Below are 22,025 nucleotides of genomic sequence, written 5' to 3'. Positions count from 1 at the left end.
GGTGCTGGAGCGGGGGCGGGAGAGTTCTGCGCCGCGAAGACGCAGAACGAAACGCAGAGCATCGCGGCGAGGGCGGCGGACTTGCGCGAAAGGATCATGGTCCACGGTCCTCGGCCATGCGCCGATAGTAGGCTTCGGTGGCCCGTTGATAGAGCGTGCTCACGCGGTCGCGCCGGCTTTGCGACATGATCTCGCGGATGCGCTGGGGCAGGCGTCCCCATTCGGAGCGACCCTCATCCATGGCGGAGTCGGCCTGCATGTCCGCATCCTGGAAATCGGGCGGATTCACCTCGTCGCCGGACTGTCCGTTTTCGTTGCGGCGTCCATCCTGATTCTTCTGGCCCGTGCCCTCGCCGGGCTTGGGCTTGGCCGCATCCTCTCCCGCCTCGCTCTTGGGATCGCCGGCGGATTGGTTCGACGCGTCGGACTGGCTCTTCTGCGACTGCTTCTTTGAGGGCTTGCTCTTGTTGGACTTCTCGAACTTCACCGCCGCATCGATCAGGGCGTCGAGCCGCGAGAGCGCCTGCGCCTGCACCCGCTGCGTGCCGATGCCCAGATCCCGCTCCTTGGAGACAAGTTCCTGCGCCAGCCGCATGTCCTTCATCGCGGCTTCGGCGAGATCGTCGAGAGATTCCTCCTTGAGGCCGCGCTCCAGCTGCTCCTTGCGCTGGGCTTCCGCGGCGCGCTCGCCGCCCTTGCCGCCGATGCCCAGCAGTTCGTCGAGCGTCTTGGCGGGGGCGTCCTGACTCTTGGCTGCATCGGGCGGCGCCGGCGCGTCAGAATTTTTCGGCGCCTCTTGCTGAGCGGGCGGAACTTGGGGAGTTGGATTTTGAGGATCGCTTGCCGGAGGATCGATCCCGAATCCGTGGAGCAGTGAGGAGGCCGAGCCCTCGGTGGGGGGCGGTGCTTTCTCGGGAGGCTTGGCGCTCTTGGGACCCTTGGTGGGGGCGGACGCCTTCTTCATGCGCTCGACCCAGTCTTCGCCAAGCGAGCGGACATCGTTCTGCAATTTCGAAAGGTCGTCGATGGCCTTGGACGCGGCGGGGGAATCCGCGCCGACCTCGTCGATGGTCTTGGTGCGCCGGTTGATCTGGGCCTGCAGCTCGCGCACCAGGCGCAGCTCCGCCAGCGGCGGAATTTTCTTTTTCTGCTCACCAGCGCCGCCGCCCGCTTCTCCGGCGCCCTCGTCGCCTCGGCCGCCATTGTTCTGCGCGAAGGGGTCGTCCTTCGGTTCGGGATCGGCGAGCGCGGCTGCCAGACTCTGCAGGGCCTCGGTGGTCAGGTCGAGCATCGCCACGGTGCCCGGCGTGGGAGTCGTCTGCGCCATCTCGTCGCGCGTCGACTTCATCCACTCGTCGATCAGCTCGTGCGTCTTGAGGAAGACGGCCGCCTCCTTCACGGTGGCGGATTCCTTGGGAACGCCCGCCACCTGGCCGCGCAGGGTTTCCTGTCGCTCAGCCATCTCGCGCGAAGTGGCCGCGGCGCGCCGGTCGAGTTTCTTCTGGTCCGGCGGAAGAATCGCTGCGACTTCCTGGCGCAGCAGGCCCTCGATCCGGGCGAATTCCGCATATTTCTTGGCGAGGTCCTCGCGTTCCTTTTCCGAATCGTCCGCCTCCTGCTTCTGCTTGGCTTCCTCGGCCTTGGCCAGCGCCTCCTTCAGCAACTCGAGCCCGCGCGACGAGGCGTCCTTGGCTGGATCGATCTGCATCGGTGTCGCGCGCAGAGCCACGACCACTTCGCCTTCGAGAACCGCGGCGCGCTCGAGCACTTTCGTCACCGGCTCCGCGGCGCGGCCGCCGCCCTTGGATTCCTCGGTCGCGGCGGAGGTGTTTCGCGAGAGCTGCTCGGCCTTTTTCCCCGCATCGTCCTGGGTCTGCGGCGCCGATTCCACGATGGCGTCGATGGCGCTTCGTCCCGCCTCCGCCTGCGCCACCAGGGCGCGAATGGTCTCGACCAGGCTCGAAAGGCGCCGCTTCAACTCCTCGTTCTTGGCCTGCCGATCGGCCTTGAGCGCCTTCTGAATCTTGGCGACGGCCTCGGCGGCGGCCTGCATGGAATCGTCGGCCGCGCCCGCCTGGTTGCGCTCGCTTCGATCCGCGGCCTCCTCCATGTGCTTGGCGGCGTCGCCGCGCTCGCCTTCGGCGGCCGCGCCGCGCAGCGACTGGGCCTGGATCTGGTCCTTCTTCTGCGTCCGTTCAGCGCGATCCTGCAGGTCCTCGATCAGCGCCCGCGCCTCCTGCGCTGCGGCCCGCTGCTTCTGGGCCTCGCCGCGCAGCTGGCTCTGATCCTCGGCGGACAATTCCTCGGCGGTGCGGCCCGCGGTGCGCTGGGCCGTCTGCTGCATTTCCTTGCGCAACTTGGAGATCGACTCGGCAAGGCGATCAGTGCGGCGCTGCGCCCCGGCGGCATCGTCGTCGCGGTCCAGAATTTCCAGCATCGACTGAATCGCCTTCAGCGCCTGGTTCTGCTCATCCTTCGCCTCTTTGATGGCCTCCGCCTTGCCATCGGCGCCCTGGCGAAGCTGTTGCGAGGCGTTCTGGCTGTGGGTCGAGGCGGCGGCGCCCTGCTGGTCGACCTCGCGCAGCGCCTCGGCGATGTTGGAGTCCTTCATGCCGTTGCGGCCGAGACGTTTGGAAAGTCGCTCGGCCGTCTTCTGTGCCTGGTCGATCCGGTCGCTCAGGCTCTTCTGGGATTGGATCGCGTTGCCGACATCCTTCTCGTCGATGGCGTCCTTCTGGGCCATCTCCAGCCGCGCGGCCGCCTGTCGCAGCGCGCTGGTCTGCTGGCGGATGTTTTGCTCGAAGACATCCTGCTCGACCACGCGGATCCGGCGCGGCTCGCTGGCGGCGGGCTTGCGTTTCTGCCCGTCGCGCTCGTAGAGGTCCAGCGCCGTGCCGCGCAGGAAAAGCGTGTCGCCGCTCTTCACCTCGAGACTTGCCAGCTCAAGTGTGGATTTGAATTCCCCCTCCCTCGAGGCCACTGGAGTTTCCTGGCTCGCCATCAATTTCGGTGCGGGCTCGCCCGATCGCTGCTGCCGGTCGAGGCGGAAGCCGATCGAAGCCAGTCCGAGATCGTCCTTGGCCTCGATGCGGGTCGGAAGGCTCGCCATGCGGGTGACCACTTCGTCCTGCTCCGGATCGGCCACCACCACCGTCGGCTCCTGGTCGGGGACGACCTGGATCCTCGCCCTCAGCGGCTGCGGACCACGGATCCCATTCTCGTCGCTGGGATCCACCACGATGTCCACGCTCGCGTCGAGGGGCCAGGTGAGCGCCCACTGCGTCGGGGAGGGGGCCGAAAACTGAATCGTCTCGATCGCGGCGCTGGTGGCCATGTCGATCGCGGCCACGGTGCGCGCCAGCCATGCGGGGTCGGCGCGTCCCTCCGCGTCCAATTTCGCCACCGAGGGAATGGAAAAGTTCATGCGAAGCGTCGCGGTCGAACCCGCGAGCACCGCCGGAAGCGCCGGCATCGCGCCGCCCTCCCACTTGACCTCGACGCGCTCGCGCATCGGCGCGGCATAGGCCGGCGGCGCAACCACCAGCTCCGCGCCTCGAACCGTCGGCGGCTCCACCACCTTGATTTCCACCGGCGCGGTCCGGGTGTCATCGGTGGCGAAGGAGATGGTGATGGTCTCGCCCTCCGCGACCAGCGGCCGCTCCCAGGAGCCATCGCTCTGGGCCACCATCTCGAAGGTCTTGGTCGTCACGGTTCCGCTCGCGTCCTTGATTTCGCAGACCGCATCCACGCGCATGCCCTCGATCGACTTGTGGCCTTCGCCCTCACCGGGTCGGGCCCGCATCAGAATGGTCTCGCCCTTGGCGACATGGGTCATCGGAATTTCGGCGCGGATCAGCATGCGCGGCGGCCACTCCGCCGAGCTCCACGGCAGCAGTGTCCGCGTGAGCGCGATCGAGGCAATCTGCGGCGCCGCAAGGAAGCCCCAGATCCACATTCCGATCATCAGCCACGCCACCGCCGCCGCGCCCACCGCGGGCATGCGGCGAATGTGCTTGCCGGGCTGGAGGGTCTTCCAGGCGCTCGAAGCTCGCTCCACAACCTCCGCCGCCAGCGGCTCCTGCTTTGACGTGCCGCCGCTTTCGAAGTCGACCGCGCTGGCCAGAAGTCCGCGCAGCGCCGGCTCCACCTCCTCGATGCGAATCGCGACACTGGTCTCGGAAGGCGTCTGCCTCCAGACGGGCCGCAACCAGCGCTGGAACAATTTGAATGCGGCGAAAATTCCCGCCGCGAGAATCGCCGCCCGCGCCGCCCTCGGCCAGTGGACGGAGTAGTCGATCACTCCGACCGTCAGCAGTGCCGCACCCAGAATCGCGACAGCGAATGCCACCGTCTGGACGCGGTGCAGGGAGATGATTCTCCTTCGAAGAATCGCGATTTGGCGGCTGATTTCTGGCACAAACAACCTCTCTTCAAAGCGTAGCAATCGGACTTTCGGATACCTCGTCCAAATATCAAGTCAACTGAAGAATTCTCCTGCCGATCCACTCCGCGGTCAGCAAAACCACGAGAAAAGCGTAAAAAATCCAGTGATTCCAGAGGGGCACCTGGATCGGCTGCCGCGTGGTGAAGGAGCGGCGGGGTATGAGCTTTTCCAGGCTCTCGAGATCCTTGACCGCCACAACCTGGCCCTTGGTCGCGGCGCTGAGCTTCTCCAGCGCGTCGTGATCAGGCGTTGCGTCGATCCGCTCGGCGTCTTCCTGAATTGCCACCAGCCGTGCCTCGGGGGCGTCCGCGATCTGGGGCTGCCGGATGCGGAAGGTCCACGCGCCCTCGCCGTCGCTGGGCGGCGTCCAGATGGCGGAGTAGCGGTCGCCGCTTTCGGGCTTCAGCGCGATGTCGATCACGCCGCTGTTCTTCTCGCGCCGCGCCTCGACCGTGACGACTTCATCCGTCGCCACGCCGGCGAGATCCACGGTGATGCGGACGGGCTGTCCGGTGGCGACGCGCGGCGGCTCGACCAGCAGGGTCACGCCCGCGCCGTTGCGCAGCCCGGAGCGCGCCAGGTGGCGGACCAGCTGGACCCAGAATCGCTCGGGCAGTGTTTCGCCGCGGCCGTGGCGCCAGCGCCACGTTTCGTCGGTGGCGACGTAGGTCGTCTGGCCGGCGCCAAAACGCATCGTCAGCACCAGCGGCGTTCCCGCAGCCGGTTCGCCGGGCTTCGTGTTCGTGTCGCGCTGCGGCACGGCCGTGGCCAGCACCTCCGCGGTCGGCTTCAGGTCGCGCGGATCGATGCGCTGCACCCACTCAAGGCGCGACCAGGGCTCGCCGTTGGAGGAGATCTCCCGCGGCCAGGCTTCCTCGGCGTCCTGTGTATTGCCCAGGCGGAGCAATCCGATCCGCGCCGCGGCCTCGGTCGGCTCCATGAAGACTGGACGGTCGACGCGCGGAAGGTCGAGCGAACCGCGGAAGGGCAGGAGGTCCTCCAGCGGCGTGCCGCGCCAGCTCGACGGCGTGCTGCGCTCGCCGGCGATCCACAGCAGCCCGGCGCCGCGCTTGGCCACCAGCTCCTGGATTCCCTTCTGCTGCACCGTGCTGAGAAATCCGGAGGGGACGTCGCCGAGAATGACCACGTCGAAGACGTCGAATTCCTTTTCGGTGCGCGGAAGTCGCGAGAGCGGCGTGGTGCCCTCCTGCGCAAAGTCGCGATCCGCGGAGAGGAGCATGATCGAGCTCTCGATTCCCTTCTCGCGCAGCAAAACATTCTTGAGGTAGCGGAACTCCCAGCGCGGCCAGCCATCGAGGTAGAGGACGCGGATGGCCCTATCGACGAAGGCGATGTCGACCCGCTGCGAATCGTTGGATTGGTCCGCGTCGGGGGCTCCATCGATCGCCACTTCCCAGACCGCGTCGCCCGACTTGGCCCCCTGCCCGACCAGCGTGACGTTGACCTTTCCATCGGGCCCGGAGACCGCCTCCTGCTCGTCGATCTTGCGGTTCGAATCCTTCTCGCGCAGCACCACGCGGATCTTCTCGTTGGGCTTGCGCGTGGCGAGCTGCGCCTGGACCGGAATCTGGTCGCGCAGAAATCCCGTCTGCGGCGCCTCGACCGAGACCACCGAGCGGTCGTTGACCCCCTCGGGATCTCCCAGCGGCATCGTGAAAATCGGCACGCCCAGCGACTGCATCTGGCGCAGCGTTGCGGTGCTGACCGTGTCCTGGCTTCGTCCGTCGGAGATCAGCACGATCGCGGAGAGCGGACGGCCCAGGTTCCGCTGAAGAGTTTCGTGCACCGCCGAGGCGAGCAGCGTCCGGTTCCCCTCCGCGGCGGGAAGATCCTTGACTGCCGGCACGGCGGTCGCGCCACCCGCCACCGCGATCCATTCCACCTTGTGCTCGGCGCCGATCCGATCCCACATGGCATTGCTCAGAATGGCGTCCTCGACTTCGGCGCGCGAGACAAGTTTTCCCTGCGGGTCCACAGCGTCACGGACCTGCATGCTCGAACTGCGGTCGACCAGCACCTCGACATAGTCCGCCTCGATCCGTTCGCGCGGCCATTCGATGGCGGGCTGCATCGCCAGCAGCGCGATCAACGCGAGCGCAGCGGCGCGGAGTGCCGCCAGCGCGGTTCGCCACGATCGCGATCCGCGCAGGTTGGCGTAGGAGTACGCCGACGCGGCGATGATGACGATCGAGCCCGCCAGCCACATCCAGGCGGGCGCGGGCCGCTCGAAGACCAGATGCCAGGGCTGCCCCTGAAGGTTGGGCGGCACTCCGATCTGGGTGAGGATGCCGTCGATCATGCGCCGGCTCCGACGATGGTTTCCTGGTGGGCAGGCCGCGGGGATCCGCGCTTGGAGAGAAAGCACTCGATCAAGGCGCAGAGCAGCGCCAGAATGAAGAGCGTTTCACTGACCGCGGGATCGGCCGCACTCCAGGTCGCGGGGGCAAGCTCCTCCTGGGCCTCGTCGCTGAATTGAATTGGCTTGACCTGGCCGAACCAGGCGCGGACCGCACTGTCAGAAAGTGGGCTGATCGAGGCCGCGGTCGGGGCGAGGTTGACGGCGTAGGTCTGCTTGCGGCCGCTCTTGGTCTGAAGCGTCCACAATCCGGTGACTGAGGTTCGCTTCTGCGACTGGCCATTCATGTCCAACTCGATCGTCGCGGCGCCACTCTGCGCCGGTGGCACGAACAATCCGCCGGCGGCCGCAGATCCCAGCGACACGGCGCTGCCGCTTTCCATGTCCTGCTGCTCGGCCGCGATCATTCGCCCGCCGCGGACCAGCTCCTGGAAGAGCGGCACCATCAGCGGCTTCATCGGCAGATCGCTCCAGGAAAGCACGGGCGGCACGCCCAGGATCGCGACGATGCCGCTTCCATTCCTGGGCTTGGCCCAGCACATCAGCGGCTTGCCATTGTCCAGGACCAGGATCGAGAGCGCCGCCGCGTCGGTGGTTTCCAGCGGCAGATATTTTGTGACATGGACGGGTTCGCTCAGCGCGTCAAGCTCGGCACCGAGAATCGCCAGCGGTCCGCCGCGCGGCTGCTTGGCCGCGAGGCGGAAGTCGCCGGTGGTCGCCGATTTCTGCGACCGGATCGGAACCTGCAGAAGCCGCTCGATGTCCGCCGCCCATCCCTGCTCAGAACTCTCCGCTGCGGGCGTGATGATGAGCACGCCGCCGCCCATCGTGAAACTCCCCAGCCAGGTCCAACCCGCCTGATCGACCAGATCCGGCCGGGTCAGGATGATGGTGTCCGACGCTGCGGGCGGACGAATTGAAATGGTTTCGGCGTCGGTTTCCTGGACGGCCATGCCCGTTGACTCGATCGCGCGGAGGATCCAGCTTGAGGCGGGCAGGTTCTCGATGTTCTGCTCCAGGGATTTTCTGCCCAGGATCGTGACCTGGAAATTCTCCGCGGCCTCGAAGGAAACGTAACGCCGGTTGTCCATCGGCTGGGCATCCGCCTGGATCGACGCCTGAATGCCCTGCTCGGAGCGCTGGCCAAGCTGGACCTGCACCTCGAACTCCTTCTCGGTGGCTCCCTCGTTCCAGAGCGCGTCGCTCTTGGCGACTGTCTCGTTCTGCGGATTCTGGAAGAGGACGGTGTTGGACTCCGCCCGCGCCGCTCCCTCGCGCTTGAGTTCCACGCGAACCACGCGGCGATTGGCCTCGTCGACTTCGCTCGCCGAGCGTGCCATCGAGCATTTCCAGAGCGACTGGTTGGCGGGATTGTCCTGCAGCGGACGGGTCGCCATCCACTTGACCTGCTCGCCGCGACCGCTCAGTCCCGCGGGAGGCGGCTGCTCAAGATCGAGGCTTCCGCGGCGAAATCCACTCCAGACTTCCACCTGCCGCGGATGGTTCTTGTCCTCCTCCTTGGGCCAGGCGAGCTCGAGCGCTGCCGAAAGATTCGCGGGAACTTCCTGCGGGGAAAGGCTGGCAATGGCCTGCGCGGCGACCTCGGGGTTGGAGGTCGGCTCCACCAGGACGCGCGGCGGAATGGAGGCGAGCACCACGGCGAAGCGATCTCCCGTGCTGCGCCCTCTGAGCGAATCGGTGACGGCCTTCTTCAGAATGGACAACTCGCTCTCGCCGCCCGGCCGGATCTCCGCCGAGGTCGCTCCATCGTCGATGACGATCCAACGCTCCTTGGCCACGCTCTCCTGCATCCACGCGCGGGCGAAGGGCCCGGCGACAGCGAGACCGACCAGGCCGACCGCGAGGGCCCGCAACAACAGCAGCAGCCAGCGCTCGATGCGCCGGCGGCGCTGGATCCGCGCCAGCGCGATCTTGAGCAGATAGTTCGATCCCCACGGCGTGAGCTTGGGGCGGCGCAGCAGCAGATGCAGCAAAATCGGAATCGTGGTGGCGCCCAAGGCCGCCCAGGCAATGGCGGGGCTCGCGAAGATCATCTCGCCCCCCGATGGCGGCTGAGCGTTTCGCGGCGGCTGAGCAAGCTGGTGATGGGCGGGCCGACGGATTCGTGACTGTCGATGCGACAGAGGTCGTAGGCGAAGCTGCGCGTCATCCGCTCCAGCTCCGACTCATGCTGCTTGAGGGCGGCGAGGTAGGGTCCGCGCACACTTTCCGAATCGGTCTCGATGTCGCCCTGGCCCTCGAGATCCTCGAAGCGCCGCAGGCCGTCCATCTTGAACTCCAGCTCGCTGCGATCGAGGATCTGCGCCAGCACCAGGTCATGCCCCTTGAACTTCAGCTTGGCGATCGAGTCGCGCACCTTGTCCAGCGGGAAAAGAAAATCACTGAGCACAAAGATGAGGCAGCGGTGGCCAAGCCCGGCGATCAGTTGATCGATGGCGCGCGGCAGGTTCGCCGTGCCCTTCACCGGAACGGTCGCCAGCGCCTGCACCATGCTCTTCCACTGGCCGCGGCTGCCCGATCGTCGCACCACGGAGCGCGTCTCCTCGGAAAAAATCTGCAGACCGACGCGGTCGCGCTGCTGCAGGCAGAGGTGGGCCAGCGCCACCGTGATCGCGGCGGCGCAGTCGAACTTGGTCCACTGGCTGGCGTGGCGGCCGGCGTCGGTGCCGCCCCATCCGGACTTCGTGCCCAGGGTGGAGAAGCGCATCGAGTTGGAGGCGTCGACCAGGATCACCACGTCAAGGCTGTTCTCCTGCTGGTACCGCTTGATGTAGAGCTTGTCGCTGCGGCCGAACATCTTCCAGTCGAGATGGCGCAGCGATTCGCCGGGGGTGTAGGGGCGGTGCTCGGCGAACTCCACGGCCATGCCCTGGTTGGGGCTGGTGTGCATGCCGCTGGAGATCCCCTCGACGACCATCCGCGCCCGCAATTCGAAGGATGAAAGTTGCGCCAGGGTCTCTGGTGCCAGATATGCCTCGGCGCGGAGGGGTGCGCCGCTCACTGGATCAGCGTGCCCAGCGGCCGCTGGCTGGACGCCGCGTCAAGCGGAATGGTGTTGAGCAGGGTCTGCACCACGGTGTCGGAGTTCACACCGTCCGCCTCGGCGTTGAAGTTGGTCACGATGCGATGGCGGAGCACCGGCAGGGCCACCTCCTGAATGTGCTTGGGAAGCACGTGATGTTCGCCGGAGAAGAGCGCCTTGGCCTTGGCCGCCAGCACCAGGAACTGGCTGGCCCGCGGCCCGCCGCCCCAGGCGACGTAGTCCATCACGATCTTGGGCGTGGCCTCGTTGAGCGTTCCGTCGTAGGCGCTGGCGCGGGTGGAACGCACCAGCCGCAGCGCGTAGCGGGCCACGTGATCGGCGATCGGAATGCGCCGCACCGCGGCCTGCACCCGCATCAGATCCATCGCGTCCAGGACCGAGGCGGCCTCGTACTTCGCCTCGCCGGTGGTGCGGGTCACGATGTCAAGCTCCTGCTGCTCGCTGGGATAGCCGATGCGGATGTTGAGCATGAAGCGATCGAGCTGCGCCTCGGGCAGCGGATAGGTCCCCTCCTGCTCGATGGGATTCTGCGTCGCAAGGACGAAGAAGGGATTGGCCAGCCGGTGCGTGGCGCCGCCCACCGTGACTTGCCGCTCCTGCATCGACTCCAGCAGCGCGGCCTGCGTCTTGGGCGGCGTGCGGTTGATCTCGTCGGCCAGCACGATATTGGCGAAGATCGGGCCGCGGACGAAGCGCAGCGAGCGCATGCCGCTCGAGCGGTCCTCCTCGATGACCTCCGTCCCGGTGATGTCGGAGGGCATCAGGTCGGGGGTGAACTGGATCCGGCTGAACTGCAATGAGAGGCAGCGAGCCAGCGTCGAGATCAGCAGCGTCTTGGCCAGGCCCGGAACGCCTTCCACCACCGCGTGGCCGCCGCAGACCATCGCCAGCAGCACTTCGTCAAGCACCTGCTCCTGGCCGACGATCACCTTGTGCACGCCCGCGCGGACGCGGCCGACGGCCTCCAGGGCCCATGCTGTTTCGCTTCGGATGTCATTCTCGGGCGAGCCGGTGGGGGAGGTTTCGTTCATTGAATGAGTATAGAGTTCCAGCGTGCCGGAACTTCCCGAAGTCGAGACGATTTGCAGGGGTTTGATCCGGCATTGCGTCGGGGCGAAGGTCCGCCATGCACACGTCCACCGGCCGGGTTTCATCCGTGGCTCGCGCACTCCGGCCGCCCTCTTCGAGGGACTGGTGATCGCGCGGGTGCATCGGATCGGAAAGCATTTCGCCCTGGAGTCCGAGTGCGGCCGCGCGATGCTCTTTCACATGGGGATGAGCGGCTCTCTTGGCCTGGTGCCTCTCGGGTCAGGCCGCGCCGCCCACGTGCATGTTCGCTGGATCCTGTGCCGCGACGGAAAGACGTTCGAACTTCACCACAAGGATCCGCGGCGCTTCGGCTTCGTGCGGCCCTGCCGGGACATGGGCGAGGTGCGGGAGCGGTGGTCCGATCTCGGTCCGGACGCGCTGGCCGTCACGGCGAAGCAACTCCAGGAGAAATTCAAGAATGGAAAGCGGGCCGTGAAGGCCGCGCTGCTCGACCAGTCGGTCACGGCGGGCGTCGGCAACATCTACGCCGATGAGTCGCTCTTTCAGTCGGGCATTCATCCACTGCGAACGTGCGGAACTCTTTCATTGAAGGAGCTGGAGCGCCTGGTCGTTCGACTTCGGATCATCCTGAAGGCGTCCATTCGTGGCGGCGGGTCGACCATTCAGGACCACTCCAACGCCTCTGGGAAGGCCGGCACCTACCAGAGCCGGCACCAGGTCTATGGTCGCGGCGCTGAGCCCTGCAGGGTCTGCGGGACTCTCCTGAAGCAGATCGTCTGCCAGCAGCGCACGACCGTGTTTTGTCCCCGCTGCCAGCCTCGAAGAACCGCCAAATAACACGAAGCTCTCGTTATTTGGTGGCTTCCTCTGTTCTGCGTTCATCCATTGATCTATTCATAGTCATAGATAGAGGCCCTTTCGATTTGTGGACAACTCAATCGGAGCGAATCGAAGAACCGCACGCATAAAGGCTTAGGGGGTTGTTGCCCAATGAACGACCTGTCGACGGGCGTTCGTTTGGCTTCGCGCCGATTCGATGGAAACCATTCACCTTCGATGCGTGGCCGCAAAAGGTTATTGCAGTCAAAAAGACTGACATCAACTGGACAAAACCGACAACTTGTTCACAACACCTCGCGACCCACGGCAGGCTGTGGAGAAGTTGTCGGGAAGGCATCGGAAACCCGCAATCCCTCCTCCAGGCGCTCGACATCGGTGCGCAGGCATTCATCCATCCCGCTTCGCGCGGTGACGGTGCGGACCGCATGGAGCACGGTGGTGTGGTCGCGGCCGCCGAGATAGCCGCCGATCTCCTCCAGGCTGTAGCGCGTGTGTCGCCGCGCCAGCCACATGCAGACCTGCCGCGGCAGCACCACGCTCTTGTGGCGGCGCTTCCCCAGCAGGTCGGTCAGTTTCACATCGTAGTAACGCGCGACTGAATCCAGAATGGTCTGCATCGAGGGCTGGTTGTTCTTTGATCCCGAGGCAAGCACCGCGACGCCCAGCGCCTCTTTGGCCAGGTCAAGGTCGATGGGCCGGCCCAGCGCCAGCGCTACGCCGCGGATCTTGGTGAGGGCACCCTCAAGCTCGCGGATGTTCGAATCGATCCGCGCGGCGACGTAGGCAGGCACGTCGTCGGGAAGCTGCAGGTCGTGCAGGCGCGCCTTGGACTTCAGGATGGCGACGCGCGTCTCGTAGCAGGGGCGGTCGATGCGGGCCACGAGTCCGCTGTTGAAGCGGCTGACCAGGCGCTCTTCAAGGTCGGGGATCTCGGAGGGGGCCGCGTCGGAACTCAGCACGATCTGCCGCCCAGACTGGTGCAGCATGTTGAAGGTGTGGAAGAACTCCTCCTGAGTCTGCTCGCGCTTGGACAGGAAGTGCACATCGTCCAGCACCAGCAGGTCGACGTTGCGGAAGCGGTGGCGGAACTCACTCATGCGCCCCGCCTTCACGCAATCGTGGAAGGCGTCCATGAAGGTGTTGCAGCTGATGTAGAGGATGCGCGCCGCCGGCTGGGCGCGCAGCGTCGACTGGCAGATGGCCTGGAGCAGGTGGGTCTTGCCCAATCCGACGGCTCCATGCACGAAGAATGGGTTGTAGGCGCGGCCCAGCTTGGAGGTCACGGCAAAGGCGGCGGCGTGGGCCAGCCGGTTGCCCGGCCCGACCACGAAGGAATCGAAGGAATAGTCCGGGCTCAGCAGCATCTGCTCGTCGAGCAGGATCGGCGTCTCGGAGAAGCCCTCGCTTCCATTGGAATTGGCGGAGCGGACCAGTTTGACGGAGGTGTCGACCTTCTCCACATCCGATCCCACGAAGCGAACCGTCATCAGGCGCCCGGACGCGGCCTGGGCGGCCTCGGTGAAGGAGGCGACGCAGGTGCGCTGCAGGTACTTGAGGCGAACCGGCTCGTCGACGATCAGGCGCAGCAGGCCGCCCGAGACTCCCGCGACGCGAATTTGATCGAACCAGTGGCGGCACACTTCGGGATGGTGTCGCCTGAGATAGGCGTACATTTTCTCTCGAAGTTCTTCATCGGCCATGGACATTGTTCAAGCCTTCGTAGAGGGAATCCGGCAAGCAGGCCGTTGATGAATCGCGTCCATTCGATTCGGCAACACAGCGTGAAGAACAACATCACACACGATGAAATCCGTGACAAGGTGCGGCGAGCCAATGTAAAACCAGTTCGACCCCTCGTCAACCAAATTCAAAACTTTTTGCCAAGAAAATTATTTCTCGATCGGCGGAGGATCCGGAATTTTGTTTTCGTCCCGATCGCCGCTCTCGAGCACCTGCCGCTCGAGGCGCTGCCGGTTGGCGCGGTGATCCATCAGGATGTGGACGCGATCCATGTGCGAACCCAGGGCTTCGTTCAGCCGCTCGCGTGCGAATTGAAGATTGGTGCGGCGGCTGATGTGCACGATCACCACCGACTCCGCTTTCCACGCCTCCATCAGCGGCAGAAGATCGTCCACATGGATGTGCCGGCCCACACGAGCGCGATCCCGGTGCTCCTTTTCAAAGAAGGTGCATTCGGTGATCACGATCTTAGCCTTGGCGAACTCATCGCGATAGAGGAAGGGACCGACTTCCGTGTCGCCGGTGTAGGCCACCAGCGGAATCTCGGTGGTGCGCGTGATGTCGGTGCCGGACATCTTCAATTCGCGCAGACGATCCTGCGGCAGTCCCTGGAACTCATCCTTGAGTTTGCTCCGATTCTCGATCACGCTGAAGCCGAGGGTCGGCGCCGAGTGACTGACCTCGATGGCGCGCACATTCAAATTCGGGCGCAACGCGTAGTGGCTGTCCGGTTCGATGCCCACAATTTCATGTGGTGTCTTTTGGCGCTCGAGGTCGATCCACGATTCCATCATCACCTTCAGCGGACGGACCAGCTTGGGATGGCAAAGCACGCGTCCGGTGCCGAGCTTTTGAAAGGCCCGCTGGCTGAACCAATAGGGAAGCCCCGCGACGTGGTCCATGTGCGCATGGCTCAGGCAAACCGTTCCGGCAACGAGACTTGCACGCGGACAGAGGCCGATGTCAAAGACAATGTCCAATTCGGGCACATGCACCACGGCCTGCTCGCCCGCGACGCTCACCCCCTGAATGCGGTAGGGGGGCAAATAGAGAAAGCCCAATTGCCCTTCTCTGGGCGGAGGCTTTGGAACCATCGTGGAATCTCCTCGAACGGCGCTTTCGCGCGGTTGGGCGTGAAAAAGTCGGAGTGTAGCGTTTTTGGAGCCGAAACATTGAATAAACTTTGAAAATCGAATTATTTCCAATGCCGCAAGACCCAAACCCCATTCCAACCCCTGCGGCGGGCCCGCCCATTCTGAGCGATTACCTGGCGGACGAGACGATGGTGGAGATCATCCAGATTTTTCTGGAGGAACTGCCCCAGAGAATCGCCGCCCTGGAAAAATGTCACGCCGCTGGAAACAAGGATGAGTTCGGCAAACTGGTCCACCAGCTCAAGGGGGCGGGCGGCGGCTACGGCTTCTCGGTCATCACGGTGTCGGCACTGGCGCTGGAAAAATCGCTCCGCGCCTCCGACGATGCATGGCCGGCCGCGGTCAAGGTCCGCTTCGACGAGTTCACCAACATCCTCCGCCGCGTGCATGCAGGGCGGGGCGTTTCAAGGCACACTTGAGTCATGGCTGAAGAGAATCCCATTCCGCGACTGCTCGCGATCGATGATTCGGAATTGATCCATCGACTGCTCGAGGCGCGCCTGCAGGGGGAAAACCTGGAGCTGCAGACCGAGATCAGCGCCGCGGAGGGTTTGAAGAAGGCCCGCGCGTGGCAGCCCGAGGTCGTGCTGCTGGACATCGCCATGGAGGGCATGAATGGATTCGAGCTGCTGGAGAAATTGAAGGAGGATCCCGAGACGCGCAATATCGCGGTCATCTTCATCAGCGGCACGGGCGAGCCGATGGATCGCGTGCGCGGTCTGGACATGGGCGCCATTGACTTCATCACCAAGCCCTTCGAGTCCTTCGAACTCAAGGCGCGGGTGCGCAGCGCACTGCGAACACAGCGACTGGTGAAGATGCTGGAGCAGCGGGCCCAGCTCGACGGGCTCACCGGCCTCTGGAACCGCCGCTACTTCGACCAGCGCCTGGTGCAGGAAATCTCCGAGGCCAAGCGGCACCAGCGCCCGCTCACGCTGGCGCTCTGCGACATCGACCGCTTCAAGAGGCTCAACGACCAGTTCGGCCATCCCTTCGGCGACATCGTGCTGGAAAAGGTGGCGCAGATTCTTTCCAGCGGCCGCACCGGCGACACCGCCTGCCGCTATGGCGGCGAGGAGTTTGGACTGGTGCTCTCCTCCACCAACATCGACCGCGGCCGCGAGGTGGCGGAGCGGCTCCGGATGGCGATCGAATCCGTCGTCTGGCCGGGCAATCCGGATCTGGTGGTCACGGCGAGCTTCGGGGTCTGCGACACCGACTGCATCGCGGGCGAGATCACGCCGGAGGCCATGCTCAAGTGCGCCGACACCGCGCTCTACCGGGCCAAGCAGTCGGGCCGCAATCGCGTGGAGGCCGCGGCCCGCGTTCCGCGCGACGCGCAGGGTGGAAAAAGCGGCGCCTCCGGCAAGTCCTGACCGTGTCCGCGACCATCGACGAAGCCATCTGCCTGAGACATTGGGATTGGTCTGAGACAAGCCAGACCGTGGTGCTTTTCACCCGGGGCAGCGGAATCTTGCGCGGCCTGGCCAAGGGGGCGAAGCGCGACAAGGGAAAATTTTCGGGCGGCTTCGATGTGCTTTCGACGGGCGAAATCGGATTCCTGCTCAAGCGCGAGAGCGACCTGGCAACACTGACGGAATGGGATGTGCGCGAGACTTTTCCAAGGCTCCGAGACAATCTCGAGGCCAATCGTTCAGGCTGGTACGTGGCCGACATGCTGCACCGGATGCTTCCGGTCTTCGATCCGCACCCGGTGCTCTATGAGACCACGCTGCATCTCCTGCGCTCGCTTCAGCGGGGAGCGACTCCGACACCATCGCTTTTGCGCTTTCAATGGTCGTTGCTGGAAGAGACGGGTTGGCGTCCGGAGTTGACGAATCCCGATCCCGGCGCGGCCACCCTCGCCTTCGATCCGGTAGGTGGAAAATTCCTGCGCGACATGGGCGACGCGGGCCACTGGCGCATCCGGCGCGGCACGCTTCAGGCGCTCGAGTCGCTGGCGGTCAACCAGGATCCGGTCGGCGACGAGGAGAGCCTCAACCGCGCCAACCGCCTGCTGGCCGCCCATCTGCGGAATGTTCTTGGCGAGGAGCCGATGACCATGGCCGCGGTGTTCGGCGAGCTGCCCGCGAGCGCGCAGAAACCGACCCGCTCCCGCTCGGCCACGCGCTGATCAGATCAAATTGTGTTGTGCGTCAGAAGAAGCGGATGCCCGCTTCGTAGTGCTCCAGCCGTCCGCCGGCATCTCGCACTGGATGACACCAAGCCACCATCGATGGCCGGTCGATCCGAATTCCCGTCGGGCGATGGATCAGCGTGAGCCCGGTCAATCCCTCCGACAGGAAGCAGCTGGTTGAAATCCTGGCGCCCTTCTCGCTGATGTCCAGCGTGCAGTAGGCGCGGAGCTGGTCCGGCTCATGGTGCCAGACGACGAGAATCTCGCCGGTGGCCGCGGCTCGCTCCTGATTCCTTCGATTTTGCAGAGTGGATGACGCGCCGAATGGCTCGGCGTTCTCCGACGGGTTTGACTCCATTTTGAAATCCACGGGCCAAGAGTCTTATTTAACTTTCCCGCGGCAAATACCTCGTGGAAAAAACCCCGGAGAAACCGCAGGAATTCAAAGCTCCCTTCGCGGCCCAACACCCGATAAGCGTGGCCCTCACGGGACAAACTAGACTGGCCCCATGACCTTTGAGTACCGGGAGGCGAGGCTCTCCAACGGATTGACGGTGATCGGCGAGATCGACCCCGCCACGCACACGGCCGCGGCCGGTTTTTTCGTGCGCACCGGGGCCCGGGACGAACCCGGCGCCATCATGGGGGTGAGCCACTTCCTCGAGCACATGATGTTCAAGGGATCGCAGCGGCGCAGCGCCTTGGACGTGAACAACGACTTCGACCAGATCGGGGCGAGCCACAACGCCTTCACCAGCGGCGAGATGACGGCCTTCCACGCCCACGTGCTGCCGGAGCATCTGCCCACGGCGATCGAGATTCTTTCGGACATCCTTCGGCCCGCTCTGCGCGACGAGGATTTCGAGGAGGAGCGCGGCGTCATCCTCGAGGAGATCGCCATGTACGAGGACAACCCCTTCATGGGCCTCTACGAGAAGATGATGGAGACCTACTACCAGGGTCATCCGCTGGCCCATCGCGTGCTTGGCACCAAGGAGACCGTGGGAGCGCTGCCGCGCCCGAACATGTCCGAGTATTTCGCCAACCGCTATGCCGCCGACAACATGGCGCTGGCAGTCGCGGGAAAGATTGACTTCGACAAGATCATCAAGGAGGCGGAGCGGCTTTGCGGAGCGTGGCCGCGCGGCAAGCCGGGGCGGGTGCATGCGCCCTTCACGCCCAAGCCCAGCGAGTTCACCCAGACCATGCCCAACACCAACCGCGCCTACCTGGGCATGATGATGGCGGCGCCGGCGCTGGGCGATATGCGCCGCTACGCCAGCAGTCTGATCAGCCAGATCGTCGGCGACCGCGAGGGCAGCAAGTTCTACTGGAGCGTGGTGGAGACCGGTCTTGCCGAAGAGGCCTCCTGCTCCTATGAAGGGCGCGACGGACTCGGCGAGTATCTGGTCTTCGCGGCGTGTCAGAGCGAGAATGTGCCGGAAGTCGAGAAGCGATTGCACATCGAAATGAACAAGCTTGGCCCGACACTCAAGCAGGAGGAGCTGGATCGGGCGCGGGCCCGCATTGCCACGGGAATCGCCCTGGCCGGAGAGCGCCCCGCCGGTCGCATGCACCGGCTGGGCTCGCAGTGGGCCTACAGCCTGCCGCCGATTCCGATCGAGCAGGAGATGGAGCGCATCGAGAAGCTGACGCTGCGAGATCTGCGCCAATGCCTTGAGGAATTTCCGCTCAAGCCCGTGGTGATCGGGCGCATGATGCCGCCCGCGCCGTGACCGATCATTCCAGTTTCAGCGATCGGTGATCAGGGCCGCCTGCTCGTCGGCGCGGTAGCTGCTGCGGACCAGCGGCCCGCTCTCGCAGATCCGGAATCCGCGGGCGAGAGCCTGACTCTTGAACTCGGCGAACTGCTCGGGACGGACCCAGCGGTCGATCGGCAGGTGGTTGCGCGTGGGTTGCAGATACTGGCCGATGGTCAGGATGTCCGCCTGCGATTCGCGGCGCACATCGTCCATGAGCTCCAGCACCTCGTCGTCGCGCTCGCCGATGCCGGCCATGATGCCGGTCTTGGTCAGCAGCCCGCTCGCCTTGAACTGCCGCAGCACTGCCAGCGAGCGCTCGTAGCGGGCCTGCGGCCGCACCGCGGAGTGCATGCGCCGGACCGTCTCCATGTTGTGGCTGATGATCCGCGGCCGCGCGTCGCACACGGTCTGAATCGCCTTTTCGTCGCCGCAGAAGTCTCCGACCAGCACCTCGATGCTCATGCCGGGACAGGCGGCGCGGGTCTGTCGGATGGTCTCGGCCCACACTTCAGCGCCGCCGTCCGGCAGCTCGTCGCGGTTCACGCTGGTGATCACGACATGCTTCAGGTCCATCAGGCGCAAACTTTCCGCGACGCGGCGCGGCTCATCCAGATCCAGCTCGGCAGGACGGCCGGTCTTTACATTGCAGAAGCCGCAGCTTCGCGTGCAGGTGTCGCCCAGGATCATGATCGTCGCCGAGCCGCGGCTCCAGCATTCGCCCATGTTGGGGCAGCTCGCCTCCTGGCAAACCGTGTGCAGCTTGTGTTCGTCCAGGATGGACTTGAGCCGGTGATACCCCTCGCCGCCGGGCACGCGGGCGCGGAGCCAGTCGGGTTTCTTGCCGATGAGCAGGCTCTGCCGCGCCTCATCGCCATTGTTCAGGATGAGCTGCGAAAGGCTGAAATTGGGGGCCGGAAGATTTCGCGCAGTGTCGCCGCCGAGGGGCTTGGGATGCCTCGCAAGAGCGCGATCGACGGCAGTTTCCGGGGGAGTCACAGAGCAGCAGCGTAGCCCCGATCCGCGATGGAATTCAAGCGCGAATCGGTGCATACTCGCCCCATGCCGAGAAACGCTGCCATCCGACGCGAAAAATTTTGGCGCGGCATCCGGATCGGGGCAACGCTGGCGGCGATCGTGCTGATGCTCGGCGGCTGTGCGTCCCAGCCCGCGCCCATCCTGGTCTTCACCAAGACCACGGCCTTCCGGCACAAGAACATTTCCGAGGGCGTGCAAGCGTTGCGCGAAATTGGTTCCGGGAAATTCACGGTCGAGCACACCGAGGACGCCGGCGCCTTCACTGCGGACAACCTCAGGCGATTTCCAGCCGTGGTTTTCCTGAGCACCACAGGCGACGTGCTCAACGAAGATCAGCAGAAGGCCTTCGAGCAATACATCCACGCGGGTGGGGGATTCGTGGGCATTCACGCCGCGGCGGACACGGAATATGGTTGGCCCTGGTATGGCGAGCTGGTCGGTGCCTGGTTCAAGGATCACACCGAAGTCATTGCCGCGACCGTGCATCGCGAGGACTCGACGCACATCAGCACGGCGCACTTTCCCGATTCATGGAAGTCGATGGATGAGTGGTATCGCTTTCAATCCAACCCGAGACACAAGGTCCACGTTCTGTTGACCGTCGACGATGGCGATCTCGGGGTTGTCACCATGAATGGGGACCATCCGATCGCGTGGATGCATGAGTTCGAGGGGGGCCGCGCCTGGTACACCGCGATGGGGCACACCAAGGAGCTGTTCGCCCAGCCGGAGTTCCGCAACCATGTCCTGGGCGGCATCCTGTGGGCGATGCACGCGGCACCCTAGCCGCCTACTCGCCCAGATCCCACGCCGAGGCGTAGCGCCCCGTCTCAAGCTTCAGGATCTGCCGCAGCAGATCATTGGCCAGCGAGCTTGCGCCAAAGCGGAAGAGGTCAGGCGTGAGCCACTCGTCGCCGAGCGTCTCCTTCACCATCACCAGATAGTGCAGCGCCTGCTTGGCGGTGCGGATGCCGCCGGCGGGCTTCATGCCGATTCGCGGGCCGCCGCGCGAATGCGTGTCGCGGATGGCTTCGAGCATGACCAGAGTGACGGGCATGGTGGCCGCGGGTTGCACCTTGCCGGTGCTGGTCTTGATGAAGACTTCGCCGTCGGTGATTTTTTTCCCGGGCTGACCCAAGATGGCGTCGATGGCCAGGTCGCTGGCGCGGCGGACATTGTCCAGCGTCTCGAGCTCGCCCGTTTCCAAAATGATTTTCAGGTGCGCTGGGCCGCAGGCTGCTTTCGTCTCGACGATCTCCTTGCGCACCAGGTCGAACTGCCCGGCGAGGAAAAGGCCGCGGCTCACCACCATGTCGATCTCGTCGGCGCCTGCCTCGACGGCGGTGCGCACGTCGCGGATTCGGATGTCCAGCGGATACTGGCCGCTGGGAAATCCCGTGGCGACCGCGGCCACCTTCACCGGATGTCCCCTGAGCGCCTCCTTGGCGATCGCGATGAGCGTGGGATAAACGCACACCGCGGCGACCGAGGGCACCGGAACTTTCAGCGGCGTGCTGGAGATGTGCGGATGGACCGCCTTGGCGCAGAGGGCGCGGATCTTCTCCGGACTGTCCTTCCCCTCGAGCGTGGTGAGGTCGAGCATCGACATCGCCAGACGCAGTCCGGAGGATTTTGCGGAAGTCTTGATGCTGCGGGTGGCGAAGGCGGCGGCGCGGCGCTTGGCCATCACCGCATCGACCGGCGTGTGTGGAATGGTCGTGGAGTGGATGATCGCGTTTCTCCCAGTCGAATGACCGCGGACGCCGAGAGCCGCGGAACTAGTTGCCGCGGGCTTGCTTGAAGATGTCCGCGAGGTTCTTGGTGGTCCGCAGGTCGAGGACCTTGTTGTAGACGTCGCCGTAGAAAATCATCAGGGTCTCGCTGCGGTCATCGACCAGCCAGAGCAGGTCGTAGGTGTCGGAGCCGGTCTGGTTTCCGCAGGTGATGGTGGACATGCAGAAGCCGTTTGAGGTGGAGACCGAGTCTGCCTGGGCGGTCTGGATGCGTCCCGCCTGGGTCAGGATGAGTCCGCCCAGCACAAAGGCGCTGGCCCAGAGGGCGACGTTGTTGATTGGAAGTGAGCTGGTTTTCTTTTTCATGGGATGGCTCCTGTCGACTCAGCGGGACTTCTGAATCTGCTCGACTTCCTTGGGAATGTTGCGGTATCCGATGCCGAAGAGGTTCTTCGACGAGTCGTTCCATGAGAGCGAGATCAGCTCCTGGTTGGACTGGTCCAGGATGTAGGCCACGCCGGCCTGGTTGAGGACATAGCGACCGCCGACCATCAGGTACTGGCCGCGCGAGCGGGGGGCCTGGGCCTTGGCGCCGGGGCCAAGGGTCACGGCGCCGAGCAGCGCCAGCAACAGGGCGTTGAGGAGGATGAGAGCGTTCTTGGGCTTGATGCTTTTCTTCTTCATGGGT

Annotated in this window: 18 protein-coding genes; 6 read left to right on the top strand and 12 right to left on the bottom strand. The window is 64.9% G+C overall.

Features of this window, described 5'->3' with window-relative positions:
• Positions 1-94: 94 nt before the first annotated feature.
• The 5 genes from K8R92_07415 to K8R92_07395 all read right to left on the bottom strand — a co-directional run bounded on the left by K8R92_07415 (position 95) and on the right by K8R92_07395 (position 10,916).
• Positions 95-4,348 (bottom strand): hypothetical protein, encoded by a 4,254-nt coding sequence (locus K8R92_07415; protein ID MCE9619723.1) that lies wholly within the window; start codon positions 4,346-4,348, stop codon positions 95-97.
• A gap of 124 nt (positions 4,349-4,472) precedes the next feature.
• Positions 4,473-6,764 carry a VWA domain-containing protein gene (locus tag K8R92_07410; protein ID MCE9619722.1) on the bottom strand — a complete coding sequence of 764 codons (2,292 nt, stop codon included), beginning with the start codon at positions 6,762-6,764 and terminating at the stop codon, positions 4,473-4,475.
• Complete coding sequence (locus tag K8R92_07405) at positions 6,761-8,875, bottom strand: BatA and WFA domain-containing protein (protein ID MCE9619721.1); 2,115 nt, start codon at positions 8,873-8,875, stop codon at positions 6,761-6,763. The genes K8R92_07410 and K8R92_07405 overlap by 4 nt, the downstream gene beginning before the upstream one ends.
• The gene (locus K8R92_07400) at positions 8,872-9,843 is read right to left on the bottom strand and encodes a DUF58 domain-containing protein (GenBank protein MCE9619720.1); all 972 of its coding nucleotides are present in this window, start codon (positions 9,841-9,843) and stop codon (positions 8,872-8,874) included. Before K8R92_07400 ends, K8R92_07405 begins: the two co-directional genes overlap by 4 nt.
• Positions 9,840-10,916 carry an AAA family ATPase gene (locus tag K8R92_07395; GenBank protein ID MCE9619719.1) on the bottom strand — a complete coding sequence of 359 codons (1,077 nt, stop codon included), beginning with the start codon at positions 10,914-10,916 and terminating at the stop codon, positions 9,840-9,842. The genes K8R92_07400 and K8R92_07395 overlap by 4 nt, the downstream gene beginning before the upstream one ends.
• 22 nt (positions 10,917-10,938) lie before the next feature.
• Here K8R92_07395 and mutM point away from each other — a divergent pair, with 22 nt between their 5' ends.
• Positions 10,939-11,772 carry a bifunctional DNA-formamidopyrimidine glycosylase/DNA-(apurinic or apyrimidinic site) lyase gene (gene mutM / locus K8R92_07390; protein ID MCE9619718.1) on the top strand — a complete coding sequence of 278 codons (834 nt, stop codon included), beginning with the start codon at positions 10,939-10,941 and terminating at the stop codon, positions 11,770-11,772.
• 287 nt (positions 11,773-12,059) lie between these two features.
• Here the strand turns inward: mutM and dnaA are convergent, their stop codons facing one another.
• Positions 12,060-13,475: a chromosomal replication initiator protein DnaA gene (dnaA, locus tag K8R92_07385; GenBank protein ID MCE9619717.1), complete on the bottom strand. Its 1,416-nt coding sequence runs from the start codon at positions 13,473-13,475 to the stop codon at positions 12,060-12,062.
• A 189-nt stretch (positions 13,476-13,664) separates the two neighbouring features.
• Complete coding sequence (locus K8R92_07380) at positions 13,665-14,609, bottom strand: hypothetical protein (protein MCE9619716.1); 945 nt, start codon at positions 14,607-14,609, stop codon at positions 13,665-13,667.
• A gap of 110 nt (positions 14,610-14,719) precedes the next feature.
• On the opposite strand from K8R92_07380, the gene K8R92_07375 reads away from it, so the two are divergent.
• Genes K8R92_07375 through recO form a run of 3 tightly spaced genes read left to right on the top strand, consistent with a single transcriptional unit; the run spans position 14,720 to position 16,803 of the window.
• A complete protein-coding gene (locus K8R92_07375) occupies positions 14,720-15,088 on the top strand; it encodes an Hpt domain-containing protein (protein MCE9619715.1) in 369 nt (122 codons plus the stop codon).
• A gap of 3 nt (positions 15,089-15,091) precedes the next feature.
• Positions 15,092-16,045: a diguanylate cyclase gene (locus tag K8R92_07370; GenBank protein MCE9619714.1), complete on the top strand. Its 954-nt coding sequence runs from the start codon at positions 15,092-15,094 to the stop codon at positions 16,043-16,045.
• Positions 16,046-16,047: 2 nt separating this feature from the next.
• Complete coding sequence (gene recO, locus K8R92_07365) at positions 16,048-16,803, top strand: DNA repair protein RecO (GenBank protein MCE9619713.1); 756 nt, start codon at positions 16,048-16,050, stop codon at positions 16,801-16,803.
• Positions 16,804-16,825: 22 nt separating this feature from the next.
• On the opposite strand, the gene K8R92_07360 is transcribed toward recO, so the two are convergent.
• Positions 16,826-17,164, bottom strand: coding sequence for a PilZ domain-containing protein (locus K8R92_07360; GenBank protein MCE9619712.1), 339 nt, complete (start codon positions 17,162-17,164; stop codon positions 16,826-16,828).
• Positions 17,165-17,315: 151 nt separating this feature from the next.
• On the opposite strand from K8R92_07360, the gene K8R92_07355 reads away from it, so the two are divergent.
• On the top strand, positions 17,316-18,542 hold the full coding sequence (locus K8R92_07355) for an insulinase family protein (GenBank protein MCE9619711.1): 1,227 nt from the start codon (positions 17,316-17,318) through the stop codon (positions 18,540-18,542).
• Between the two features lie 15 nt (positions 18,543-18,557).
• Here the strand turns inward: K8R92_07355 and lipA are convergent, their stop codons facing one another.
• Positions 18,558-19,619: a lipoyl synthase gene (gene lipA, locus K8R92_07350; GenBank protein MCE9619710.1), complete on the bottom strand. Its 1,062-nt coding sequence runs from the start codon at positions 19,617-19,619 to the stop codon at positions 18,558-18,560.
• A 90-nt stretch (positions 19,620-19,709) separates the two neighbouring features.
• On the opposite strand from lipA, the gene K8R92_07345 reads away from it, so the two are divergent.
• Positions 19,710-20,390 carry a ThuA domain-containing protein gene (locus K8R92_07345; protein ID MCE9619709.1) on the top strand — a complete coding sequence of 227 codons (681 nt, stop codon included), beginning with the start codon at positions 19,710-19,712 and terminating at the stop codon, positions 20,388-20,390.
• Between the two features lie 4 nt (positions 20,391-20,394).
• Here the strand turns inward: K8R92_07345 and deoC are convergent, their stop codons facing one another.
• From deoC to K8R92_07330, 3 genes are all read right to left on the bottom strand, one after another.
• Positions 20,395-21,291 (bottom strand): deoxyribose-phosphate aldolase, encoded by an 897-nt coding sequence (deoC, locus tag K8R92_07340; protein MCE9619708.1) that lies wholly within the window; start codon positions 21,289-21,291, stop codon positions 20,395-20,397.
• 91 nt (positions 21,292-21,382) lie between these two features.
• Positions 21,383-21,703, bottom strand: a complete 321-nt coding sequence (locus K8R92_07335) for a hypothetical protein (GenBank protein ID MCE9619707.1) — start codon at positions 21,701-21,703, stop codon at positions 21,383-21,385.
• Positions 21,704-21,721: 18 nt separating this feature from the next.
• Positions 21,722-22,021 carry a hypothetical protein gene (locus K8R92_07330; protein MCE9619706.1) on the bottom strand — a complete coding sequence of 100 codons (300 nt, stop codon included), beginning with the start codon at positions 22,019-22,021 and terminating at the stop codon, positions 21,722-21,724.
• Positions 22,022-22,025: the final 4 nt, after the last annotated feature.

It is taken from the genome of Planctomycetota bacterium (assembly GCA_021414025.1).
Classification (GTDB): domain Bacteria; phylum Planctomycetota; class Phycisphaerae; order Phycisphaerales; family SM1A02; genus SYAC01.
The sequence above is the reverse complement of the archived record's forward strand: the minus strand, read 5'-3'. Positions and strand labels throughout refer to the sequence as shown.

What these genes read in the sequence shown, in the direction of transcription:
- K8R92_07410 (MCE9619722.1), bottom strand. Translation starts at nt 6,764, where the DNA reads ATGATCGACGGCATCCTCACCCAGATCGGAGTGCCGCCCAACCTTCAG.
- K8R92_07405 (MCE9619721.1), bottom strand. Translation starts at nt 8,875, where the DNA reads ATGATCTTCGCGAGCCCCGCCATTGCCTGGGCGGCCTTGGGCGCCACC.
- K8R92_07395 (MCE9619719.1), bottom strand. Translation starts at nt 10,916, where the DNA reads ATGAACGAAACCTCCCCCACCGGCTCGCCCGAGAATGACATCCGAAGC.
- dnaA (MCE9619717.1), bottom strand. Translation starts at nt 13,475, where the DNA reads ATGGCCGATGAAGAACTTCGAGAGAAAATGTACGCCTATCTCAGGCGA.
- K8R92_07380 (MCE9619716.1), bottom strand. Translation starts at nt 14,609, where the DNA reads ATGGTTCCAAAGCCTCCGCCCAGAGAAGGGCAATTGGGCTTTCTCTAT.
- K8R92_07375 (MCE9619715.1), top strand. Translation starts at nt 14,720, where the DNA reads ATGCCGCAAGACCCAAACCCCATTCCAACCCCTGCGGCGGGCCCGCCC.
- K8R92_07370 (MCE9619714.1), top strand. Translation starts at nt 15,092, where the DNA reads ATGGCTGAAGAGAATCCCATTCCGCGACTGCTCGCGATCGATGATTCG.
- K8R92_07360 (MCE9619712.1), bottom strand. Translation starts at nt 17,164, where the DNA reads ATGGAGTCAAACCCGTCGGAGAACGCCGAGCCATTCGGCGCGTCATCC.
- K8R92_07355 (MCE9619711.1), top strand. Translation starts at nt 17,316, where the DNA reads ATGACCTTTGAGTACCGGGAGGCGAGGCTCTCCAACGGATTGACGGTG.
- lipA (MCE9619710.1), bottom strand. Translation starts at nt 19,619, where the DNA reads ATGCACCGATTCGCGCTTGAATTCCATCGCGGATCGGGGCTACGCTGC.
- K8R92_07345 (MCE9619709.1), top strand. Translation starts at nt 19,710, where the DNA reads ATGCTCGGCGGCTGTGCGTCCCAGCCCGCGCCCATCCTGGTCTTCACC.
- deoC (MCE9619708.1), bottom strand. Translation starts at nt 21,291, where the DNA reads ATGGCCAAGCGCCGCGCCGCCGCCTTCGCCACCCGCAGCATCAAGACT.
- K8R92_07335 (MCE9619707.1), bottom strand. Translation starts at nt 21,703, where the DNA reads ATGAAAAAGAAAACCAGCTCACTTCCAATCAACAACGTCGCCCTCTGG.
- K8R92_07330 (MCE9619706.1), bottom strand. Translation starts at nt 22,021, where the DNA reads ATGAAGAAGAAAAGCATCAAGCCCAAGAACGCTCTCATCCTCCTCAAC.